The following is a 9,431-nucleotide window of genomic DNA, read 5'->3' on the forward strand; positions in this document are numbered from 1 at the left end:
GTTGAACTGGCGCACGCTGCCGAAGCCCGCCGCGAACGCGATGTCGGTGAGCGACAGCGAGGTCTGCTCGATCAGCGTGCGTGCCGTGTGCGCGCGGCGCGTGCGATTGAGCTGCAGAGGGGACGCGCCGACCTCGGCGACGAGCACGCGGTGCAGGTGCCGCTCGCTCACCGTCAGCCGCCGCGCCAGCCCGGCAACCCCCAACTCGTCGACGACCCCGTCGCGAATCGCTCGCACGGCTCGGGCGGCGAGGTCCCCGCTCGCATCCCAGTGCCGCGAGCCGGGGAGCGAATCGGGCCGGCAGCGCTTGCACGCGCGAAAGCCCGCCGCGACGGCCGCGGCTGCCGTGGGGAAGAACACGGCGTTGCGACGCAGGGGCTTGCGCGCCGGGCACGATGGCCGGCAATAGATGCCCGTCGTGGTGACGCCGAGGAAGAAGCGCCCGTCGAAGCGCGGGTCGCGGCCGGATGCCGCGCGGTAGGCGACCTCGGGGTCCAATGGCGTGCTCACCCCTCCATCATCCGTGGAGTGGCGCGCGCTGAGTGGCGGGAATCGGACAGGGGCCTCGGGCTGCCGGGTAGCCTGGCCGTGATGAAGAAGCGGCTGCCCGGGCTCGGCCTCTGCGTCGCGATCGCGCTGGTCGCCACAGGGCTCGGCGCCCTCGTCCCCGTCGTCGGAGCGCCCGTGTTCGGAATCGTGATCGGCGCCGTGCTCGCCGCGTTCCTGAAGCCGGGCACGATGACGGACGCCGGAGCGGCCTGGTCGGGCAAGTACGTGCTGCAGGCCTCTGTGGTGGTCTTCGGAACCGGGCTCTCGATCGTCGAGGTGCTGCGCACCGGCTGGCACTCGCTGCCCGTGATGCTTGGCACCCTCGCGATCGCGTTGCTCGGCGCGTGGCTGATCGGGCGTGCGCTCGGCCTCGACGGCGACGTGCGCACGCTGATCGGCGTGGGAACGGGGATCTGCGGGGCATCCGCCATCGCCGCGACCCAGTCGGTCATCCGCGCCAAGTCCTCAGACGTCGCCTACGCGATCGGCACGATCTTCACGTTCAACGTGATCGCCGTCGTCACGTTCCCGTTCATCGGGCGCGCCCTCGGCATGAGCGACCACTCCTTCGGCCTGTGGGCGGGCACGGCGATCAACGACACCTCATCGGTCGTCGCGGCGTCGTTCAGCTTCAGCGCCGCGGCGGGCGCGTACGGCATCGTCGTGAAGCTCACGCGCACGCTCATGATCGTGCCGATCACGGTCGCGCTGGCCCTGTACAAGCGGCGCCAGGAGGTGCGGGCGGATGCCGCGGCCGCCGGCGCCGCGGCAGAAGAGCCCCCCGGCCGCATCTCGTGGAACAAGGTCGTGCCGATGTTCCTGGTGTGGTTCCTCGTCGCGGTGCTGGTCGATACCCTCGGGGTGATCCCGCAGGCGTGGCATCCGTATCTCAGCCAACTCGCCACCTTCATGATCACGGTCGCGCTCGCCGGCATCGGCCTCGGCACCCGCGTGGGCGTGCTCAGGCAGGCCGGGCTGCGCCCGCTGGTGCTCGGCGCGAGCCTGTGGGTGCTCGTCGCCCTGTCGTCACTCGGACTTCAGGCCGCCACCCACACGCTCTGAGCCGTCCTTGCGCGTGCGCAGCGCCGGGTCGACGAGGGCGAGCAGGGCCGCGAGCCCCACGATGACGGCGATCGCGATGCCGAGGCCGTGCAGTCCGGCATCCGTCGGCGCATGCGGGAAGGCGAGCCCGATCGCGGCCGACGAGAGGATCGAGCCGAGGTACACGGCGGTGCGCGAGAGGCCCGACGCGGTGCCGAGCTGGTCGCCCGGCGCCTGCCGATAGAGCGCCTGCTGATTGCTGACCGAGGCGAGCCCCTGGGGCACGCCGAAGATGGCGGCGACGACGAGCAGCAGCACGAGCGGGCTCGCGGCATGCAGGAAGATCAGCAGGATGCCGCCGAAGAACGGGATGAGGCCGGAGAGCACGAGGGGCAGTCGCAGCCGCCGGTTCTTCGCGACGGTGATCGAGGTCAGCGCCGCGAGCACGGCCGTCGGCAGCTGGATGAAGCCGGCCTGATCTGCCGAGTACCCGGCCGAACCCTGCACCCACTGGCTGAAGCCGTACATCATCGTGTAGGCGCCGAAGTAGATGAGCAGCATGCGCAGGTAGGTGCGGCTGAGCGCGCCGTTGCGCCGCAGCATGCGCAGGTCGATGAACGGATGCCTGCTGCGCAGCGACCACCACAGGAGTGCCGCCACGAGCACAAGGGTCACGCCGACGAGCCAGAGCATCGAGAGCTTGAGGTCGAGCAGGAAGACGAGCAGCGAGGCGAGCGCGCCGGCGAACAGCACGATGCCGATCGGGTCGACGTCGCGCAGGGTGGGCTTGGGCCCGGGGCGCTGCGGTCGGGTCGCGTCAGACGGCACCCAGACGATCGTCGTCACGAGCGCGATGGCGGCGAGCGGGATGTTGACGAGGAAGATCGACTGCCAGCCGAAGAACTCGATCAGCACGCCGCCGAGCACGGGGCCGACCGCCGCGACGGTCTGACTCGCGATCGAGAGGCCGGAGAGCAGCGCGGGCGGGGTCTGGCGATCGAGGCGCGCGCTCTGGTCGCGGATCAGCGACATCGCAGACGGATAGGCGGCCGAGGTGCCGATGCCGATGAGAATGCGCGAGATCAGCACCGCACTGAAGTCGTGCCAGATGTTCGGCAGGAAGCCGGCGACCAGCACGACGACGAGCCCGACGAGGTAGACCCGCTTCGGCCCGAAGACGTCGGCGAGCTTGCCCATGGTCGGCTGCGCGATCGCGCTCGCGAGGTAGAGTCCGGCGACGAGCCACACGACGGTCGACGTCGCGACGTGGAGATCGTGGCTGATGGGCACGAGCGCGACGGCGATCATGCTCGTGTTGATCGGGTTGAGCACGGGCCCGATGAGCACGGGCGTGACGAAGCGCCAGGTGAACCGGCCGGGGGCTGCGGGGGCGTCGGTCACTTCTGGTCCTCTTCGATCTTCATGAGCACGGCGAGGCCTCGGGCGACGGTGTCGCGCTCGGCCTCGGTGAGCCGGGTGGCGAGCAGCTCGATGAGGTCGGCGTGGCGCGCCTCGTCGGTGCGGTTCACGGTCGCCGCGCCGGCATCCGTCAGCGTGAGCAGCTCGCGTCGACCGTCTTCCGGGTCCTTCGTCTTCACCACCAGGCCGCGCTCGACGAGCTCGGCGACGACCACGCCCATCGACTGGGGGGTGATCTGCTCGAAGCGGGCGAGCTGAGCGGTGGTCAGCTGGCGCTTGCGGCGCAGCCAGGCGAGTGCTGCCTCGTGCCGCGGGGGCAGGTCGCCGATCTGGCGGCCGCTGCGCATCGCGCGGCGCAGCGAGGCGAGCATGTCGGAGATGCTGTCGGCGAGCGTCTCGGGGTCGGTGGGGTTGCTCACCTCAATATAGTAAGCCTACCTTGCAAGTTTCGCTGTCAATATCCGAGTCCCGGATTCAACGCCCGACCGTCTCGGGGATGGCGTTGTCGATGAGCACAGCGGCGATGGATGCGGCCGTGGGAAAGGCGTCGGAGTTCAGCACGCGGCTGCGGGCCGCCCCGCCGTCGAGCAGCAGCGCGAGCTGCTCACCGAGGCCCTCAGGGTCGGGGGCGCCGGCTTCGCGGGCGGCGACCGTGAAGCGCGCAGCGACGGCCCTCTTGTACTCGGACGCGTATTGGGCGGCGGGATGGCCCGGGTCGTGCAGCTCGACGGCGGTCGAGATGTAGGGGCACATCGGGTTGTCCGCGGGGATGTCGAAGGCGGCGAGCAGCTTTTCGCGGGGGCTGAGGTCGACGCGGTCGAACACGTGCGCGAGCACGGTGGGGTCGAACTGGCGCAGGCACTCGGTGACGAGCTCGTCCTTGCCGGCGAAGTGCTGGTACAGCGTGCGCTTCGACACCTCGGCCGTCGCGCAGAGCTGGTCCATGCCGGTGCCCGCGATGCCCTGATCGCGGAACAGCTGCCGTGAGGCGCTGAGGATGCGCTCGCGGGCGCCCCGCCCGCGGCGAAGGCCCTGCGGCCCCTTCTGCAATTCCGTCATGGGCCCATGGTACGCGACCTGGTACGGAACGGTGTACTTAGTCTGTTAGCGTAAGCACACAGATCGGTGTACCTAACATCGACGCCTGGTGCGCACGGCACCACCGACTCGAAGGAGCAACATGGGAAAGCTCGACGGCAAGGTCGCGGTCATCACCGGCGGCACCAGCGGCATGGCGCTGGCCGGAGCGAAGCTGTTCGTCGACGAGGGCGCGTACGTCTTCATCACGGGACGCCGTCAGGACGCGCTGGACGAGGCCGTGAAGCAGATCGGCCGCAACGTCACCGGCGTGCGGGGCGACGCCGCGGATCTCGACGACCTCGATCGCCTGTATGCGATCGTCGCGCGCGAGAAGGGCGCGATCGACGTGCTGTGGGCCAGCGCAGGCGGCGGCGAGGCGGCACCCCTCGGGGAGATCACGCCGGCGCAGTTCGACACCTGGTTCGGGCTCAACGCCCGCGGCACGCTCTTCACCGTGCAGAAGGCGCTGCCGCTGCTGGCAGACGGGGCCTCGGTCTTCATGACCGGCTCGAACGCCTCGCTCGGCGCCTTCCCGGGGTGGAGTCTCTACGCCGGCAGCAAGGCCGTTCAGCAGGCCTGGGCTCGGGTCTGGCTCAATGAGCTGCGCGACCGGAAGATCCGGGTCAACGTGCTGACGCCGGGCCAGGTCGCCACCGCCAAGCAGGAGGAGCTGTTCGACGAGGCCACGAAGGCGGCGTTCGAGTCCCTCATTCCGCGTGGCGCGATGGGCCGGCCGGAGGAGATCGCCAACGTCGCCCTGTTCCTCGCCTCGGATGACTCGAGCTATGTCAACGGCCTCGAGCTCGTCGCCGACGGCGGCACCACCGCCCTGTGACCGGCACCCGATCGGCAGCTGACCGGCACGACACGAAGGAGAACCACATGAGAACCATCAGCATCATCGGCACGGGGAACATGGCCCGCACCATCGGCGCGCTCGCCGTGGCGGGCGGCAACAGGGTCGAGGTGATCGGCCGCGACGCGGCCAAGGCGGCGACGCTGGCGGCATCCCTGGGCGGCGGCACGACGAGCGGCGCGTGGGGCGCCGCTCCGGCCGGCGACATCGTCATCCTCGCCGTGCTGTTCGAGGCGGCCGTTCCCGTCGTTCGCGAGTTCGGGGACGCGCTGGCAGGGAAGACTGTCGTGGACATCACCAACCCCTTCGACGCGACCGGCACCGGGCTGGCGGTGCCGCACACCACCTCGATCGCCCAGCTGGTGGCCGATGCCGCGCCGGCGAGCGCCCGGGTCGTGAAGGGGTTCAACACCCTGTTCCGCCATGTGCTCGCGCACGGCGGCTCGGCCGAGGTGTTCATCGCGGGCGACGACGCGGCAGCGAAGGCCCGGGTGTCTGCGTTCATCGAGAGCATCGGGCTGCGCCCGCGTGACACCGGCGGTCTGAGCATGGCGCACTGGCTCGAGGGCGCGGGCGTGCTGACGATGGGGCTGGCCCGACATGGCGTCGGGAACTTCGACTTCTCCCTCGGCGTCAACGCCCTCGGCTGAGCCGCCTATGCGTAGGGCCACCAGCTTCCGCGTTCCGCTACTCGGATCCGAGTAGCGCACGCCGGAAGCTGGTGGCCCAAGCGAGCGGGGGCGTTACGCCTGCAGCGCCGCCTCGATCTCGATCGTGATCGTGACGTCGGAGCCGATCAGCACGCCGCCGCCCTCGAGCGCGGCGTTGTAGGTGAGGCCCCAGTCCTCGCGCTTGATCTTGGTGGTCGCGGTGCCGCCGGCCTTGTAGTTGCCGTACGGGTCGGACTGGAAGCCCGCGAACTCGAAGTCGAAGGTGACCGGCTTGGTCGTGCCCTTGATGGTGAGGTCGCCGTCGATCTTGAAGTCGCCGCCGTCGACGCGCACGCCGGTCGAGACGAACTCGATGTAGGGGAATTTGTCGGCCTCGAAGAAGTCGCCGGTGCGCAGGTGGCCGTCGCGGTTCGGCTCGCCGGTGTTGATCGAGGCGACCTCGGCCTTCGCGGTGACGGACGACTCGAGCGGGTTCTCGCCGGTGACGAAGGTCGCCTCGAACTTCTCGAACTTGCCGCGCACCTTCGCGATCATGAGGTGGCGGACGCTGAAGCCCACTTCGGTGTGGGTCGGGTCGACGACCCAGGTGCCGGCGCGGTAGCCGGGGATGTCGATGGTGTCGGTCATGGCTCTCGTACTCCTAGAGAATCGGATGGCCGAGGCGGATGCCCCGTCTGATGCATGCAAGCGCATGGAATTGCTCTGTATTCCAGATCATCTTGAATTATTACGAAAGCCGCTGCCCGGCGGCGAGCCCCCGACGGCTCGGCTCGGACCGCGATCCCCCTAGCGCGTCGCCGCCGCGCGCTCCACAAGCTCCCTGCGCCGCGCGTAGAACCTCACCGCCGGAGTCGACTCGACCGGCAGCGCGACCACGTCCTCCGCGGGCACCTCGCGCCCGGCATCGTCGACGTAGGCCACGTGCACCGGGGTCTCGTCGCTGCGTCGGATGCGCCGGCTGATCGGCCCGAACTCGCCCGGCGCGTGCCGGTCGCCCCAGTCCCGCAGCGCCGAGATGACGATGTCGAGCTCGCGGCCGGCCTGCGTCAGCACATACTCGTCGCGGGCGCGCTCGCCGGGGGCGTGGTACTTCCGCCGCTCGAGAACGCCGGCGTCCACCAGCGAGCTGAGCCGCGCGCTCAGGATGTCGGGAGAGACGCCGAGCATCTCGCGGAAGTCGGTGAAGCGCGTGATCCCCGCGAGCGCCTCGCGAATGATCTGGAAGTTCCAGCGCGGCCCGAGGATGTCGACGGTGCGCGAGATCGAGCACAGTGCCTGGTACTCCCGGGCGTCCACCGGGTCGAGCTCGGGCTCGTGCGTGGTCGCGGTCAGGTCGGGCATGGTCACTCCTCGAAGGCGATGGAAGCCGTGTGCGCGGTCGCAGCGGTGCGTGATTCCGCAGCATTCTGCCGCGCGCGCAGCACCTGCGCAGTCACGAGCGAGCCGATGGCGAACACGCCCACCCCGATGGCGCCGACGTCGAGCGCGCTGCGCAGGCCGCCGCCGGTCGCGATGAACCCGAGTGCGACGGCCGTGGCGCCCTGCATCAGGTAGGCCACGAGATACACGGCCGAGATGGTGCCGGCGCGGTGGTGCGCGGGGGCGTTCTGGCCGATCAGCGCCAGCGCGCCCGAGAACATGAGCGCGTAGCCCGAGCCGGCGACGATCGTCGTGGCGACGAACACGGGCAGGGAGCCGGTGTAGGCCGCGTCGAGCAGCAGCGCGAAGGCAGCAAGCGTCACGACCGCCCCGATCGAGATCGAGTTGCGCGGCCTGACGGCGCGCGTCGCGAGCGCGGTCGCGCCGATGAACACCGACATGACGGCCATGATCGCACCGACCTCGAGCACGTTCGTCGCGTGCGTGATCTGCTCGGCGATCGTCGCGCCGAGGCTCAGGATGATGGCGCCGAACATGTACGCGGTGCTCATCGAGAGCGCGGCGACGAGGTACATCAGGCGGATGCCGGGGGCCACGGCGACGCCGCGCGGGCGCCATGCGCCCCTGGCCTCGTCGCGGGTGTGGCGCGGCATGAACCAGACCATCGCGGCGACGGCGGCGATCACGACGGTGAGCACCCAGAAGTCGAGGTGCAGCGGGTACGGCGCGTATTGGATCAGGGCGCCGCCGATGAGCGTGGCGAGGGCGAGGCCCAGCGCGGTCGCCGCCGTGGTCACGGAGCCGGCGGCGCGCTCGCGCCCCGCCCGGCTGAACTCGAGCACCGCCGCGGAGGCGGGGCTGAGCGCGAGGCCCACGCCGACGCCCATGAACACGCGGCCGACGAAGACGATGCCGATGTTCGGCGCGAGCGCGAACAGCAGGGTGCCGACGAGCATCGCCGCGAGGCCGAGCAGGATCGCTGCGCGACGGCCGATGTGGTCGGCGAGGTCGCCGAAGACGAGCAGCACGACGACGAGCGCTGCCGGGTAGACCGCGAACACCGCGTTGGTCACGGCCGTGGTGACGTGCCACTGCGACTCGTAGAGCGGGTAGGTGGTGCTGGGCGCGCCGCTGGTCCAGAGGGCGATGGCGGCGACGGCCGCGGCCGTCCAGTACGAGGCTGCCCTGGGCAGCGTGCGTGCGATGCGGTTCATCGGTCGTCCTGTCAGATCGAGTGCGGCGCCCAGAAGGGCTGAATACTCCTTCCCAACTCAGCGAGCTGAGTAGCTATTCCCAATTCAGGCGGCGCGCTCGGAAGCGGTGGGTGCGATGAAGAAGTTGTCGCGGAAAAGACCGCTCGGGTCGTAGCGCCGCTTGAGCTCGCGCAGGCGCGCGAGGTGCCCCGCCGGGAAGGCCCGGGCGAGCGCGTCGGGCCCCGTGTCGGTCTCGAAGCTGAGGTACAGGCCCTCGAAGTGCGGCTCGAGGCGCCGCCACCACTCGTCGAGACCCGACGATCGCGTTCCGAACGCCGCCACCGAGAAGTTCGCGCCCCGCCAGCCGTATGCCGTCGCCTCGGCCGGAACATCGGCGACGGCGCCGCCCACTGCGCGCAGCTGGAAGAAGTACGAGGCGCCCGCGTCGAGCAGGGCTGCGGCGTCGGCCGCGAAGGCGGGCGTGAGGTGCTCGATGAGCCCCGAGTGGCTGTGCGGCTCGCCCTGCGCCTGCTGCGGCTCGTCGCTCACGAACGCCGCCATGACCTGGTCGTAGGTGGCGAGCGCGACCGACTGATCGACGAGCGGCGCGACCCCGGCGATCGGCTGCAGCAGCTCGACGATCGTGTCGGGGTCGTCGCTGTCGACCGCGATGAGCGCCTGCGCATAGCGCGCGCGGCCACCGCCGCTGAGGATCACGGAGCCCGTGACACGGCGATCGGATGCCTCGACCGCGGCGCCCCACCGGGTGAGGAACCCCGCGGTGTCGCTCGCGTCGAAGGCGAGCTGCGCGAAGCCGAGCCTTCCCACGCGCTGCGCCTGGAACTCGAACGAGACCGCGACTCCGAAGTTCGCGCCGGCGCCGCGCATCGCCCAGAACAGCTCGGGGTTCTCATCGGCGGCGGCGCGCACGTGCTCGCCACTGGCGAGCACGACATCGACCGAGCGCAGGTGGTCGATCGTCAGCCCGTGCTCGCGCGCGAACCAGCCCACGCCGCCCGCCGTCGCGAGGCCCCCGACCCCCACGCCGCCGTAGTCGCCGCTCGTGATCGCGAGCCCGTGCGGCGCGAGGGCCCGAGCGACGTCGAGCCAGCGCGCGCCCGGGCCGACGCGCACGCGGCCTGATGCCCCATCGAGCACCTCGATGTCGTCGAAGGCGCCGACGTCGATGACGAGGCCGCCGCGGTTCAGTGAGCGGCCGGAGAGGCCGTGGCCGGCGCTGAA

11 protein-coding genes are annotated in these 9,431 nt (G+C 70.6%); 3 read left to right on the forward strand and 8 right to left on the reverse strand.

Annotated elements, in window-relative coordinates; translation table 11 throughout:
- A partial coding sequence (locus tag ACM2XV_RS09470; protein WP_487026749.1) for a bifunctional transcriptional activator/DNA repair enzyme AdaA occupies positions 1-510 on the reverse strand: 510 nt, incomplete at its 3' end.
- 81 nt (positions 511-591) lie between these two features.
- Here ACM2XV_RS09470 and ACM2XV_RS09475 point away from each other — a divergent pair.
- On the forward strand, positions 592-1,611 hold the full coding sequence (locus tag ACM2XV_RS09475; protein WP_487026750.1) for a YeiH family protein: 1,020 nt from the start codon (positions 592-594) through the stop codon (positions 1,609-1,611).
- Here ACM2XV_RS09475 and ACM2XV_RS09480 read toward each other — a convergent pair.
- The 3 genes from ACM2XV_RS09480 to ACM2XV_RS09490 are packed head-to-tail and all read right to left on the reverse strand — an operon-like array spanning position 1,576 to position 4,068.
- Complete coding sequence (locus tag ACM2XV_RS09480; protein WP_487026751.1) at positions 1,576-2,991, reverse strand: MFS transporter; 1,416 nt, start codon at positions 2,989-2,991, stop codon at positions 1,576-1,578. The genes ACM2XV_RS09475 and ACM2XV_RS09480 overlap by 36 nt on opposite strands.
- Entirely contained in the window at positions 2,988-3,428 is a 441-nt protein-coding gene (locus tag ACM2XV_RS09485; RefSeq protein WP_487026752.1) for a MarR family winged helix-turn-helix transcriptional regulator, read from the reverse strand. Before ACM2XV_RS09485 ends, ACM2XV_RS09480 begins: the two co-directional genes overlap by 4 nt.
- Before the next feature lie 55 nt (positions 3,429-3,483).
- Positions 3,484-4,068, reverse strand: a complete 585-nt coding sequence (locus ACM2XV_RS09490; RefSeq protein WP_487026753.1) for a TetR/AcrR family transcriptional regulator — start codon at positions 4,066-4,068, stop codon at positions 3,484-3,486.
- A gap of 121 nt (positions 4,069-4,189) precedes the next feature.
- Here ACM2XV_RS09490 and ACM2XV_RS09495 point away from each other — a divergent pair, with 121 nt between their 5' ends.
- Together ACM2XV_RS09495 and ACM2XV_RS09500 are read left to right on the forward strand one after the other, a co-directional pair.
- A complete protein-coding gene (locus tag ACM2XV_RS09495) occupies positions 4,190-4,924 on the forward strand; it encodes an SDR family NAD(P)-dependent oxidoreductase (RefSeq protein WP_487026754.1) in 735 nt (244 codons plus the stop codon).
- 47 nt (positions 4,925-4,971) lie between these two features.
- Entirely contained in the window at positions 4,972-5,595 is a 624-nt protein-coding gene (locus tag ACM2XV_RS09500) for an NADPH-dependent F420 reductase (protein WP_487026755.1), read from the forward strand.
- 93 nt (positions 5,596-5,688) lie between these two features.
- Here ACM2XV_RS09500 and ACM2XV_RS09505 read toward each other — a convergent pair whose 3' ends face one another.
- The 4 genes from ACM2XV_RS09505 to ACM2XV_RS09520 all read right to left on the reverse strand — a co-directional run.
- Positions 5,689-6,243 carry a YceI family protein gene (locus tag ACM2XV_RS09505; protein WP_344776012.1) on the reverse strand — a complete coding sequence of 185 codons (555 nt, stop codon included), beginning with the start codon at positions 6,241-6,243 and terminating at the stop codon, positions 5,689-5,691.
- A gap of 159 nt (positions 6,244-6,402) precedes the next feature.
- Positions 6,403-6,957: a winged helix-turn-helix transcriptional regulator gene (locus tag ACM2XV_RS09510; protein WP_487026756.1), complete on the reverse strand. Its 555-nt coding sequence runs from the start codon at positions 6,955-6,957 to the stop codon at positions 6,403-6,405.
- Positions 6,958-6,959: 2 nt separating this feature from the next.
- A complete protein-coding gene (locus ACM2XV_RS09515; protein ID WP_487026757.1) occupies positions 6,960-8,210 on the reverse strand; it encodes an MFS transporter in 1,251 nt (416 codons plus the stop codon).
- Positions 8,211-8,294: 84 nt separating this feature from the next.
- A partial coding sequence (locus ACM2XV_RS09520; protein ID WP_487026758.1) for an FAD-binding oxidoreductase occupies positions 8,295-9,431 on the reverse strand: 1,137 nt, incomplete at its 5' end.

It is taken from the genome of Gryllotalpicola sp. CP2-P1, from assembly GCF_057512245.1.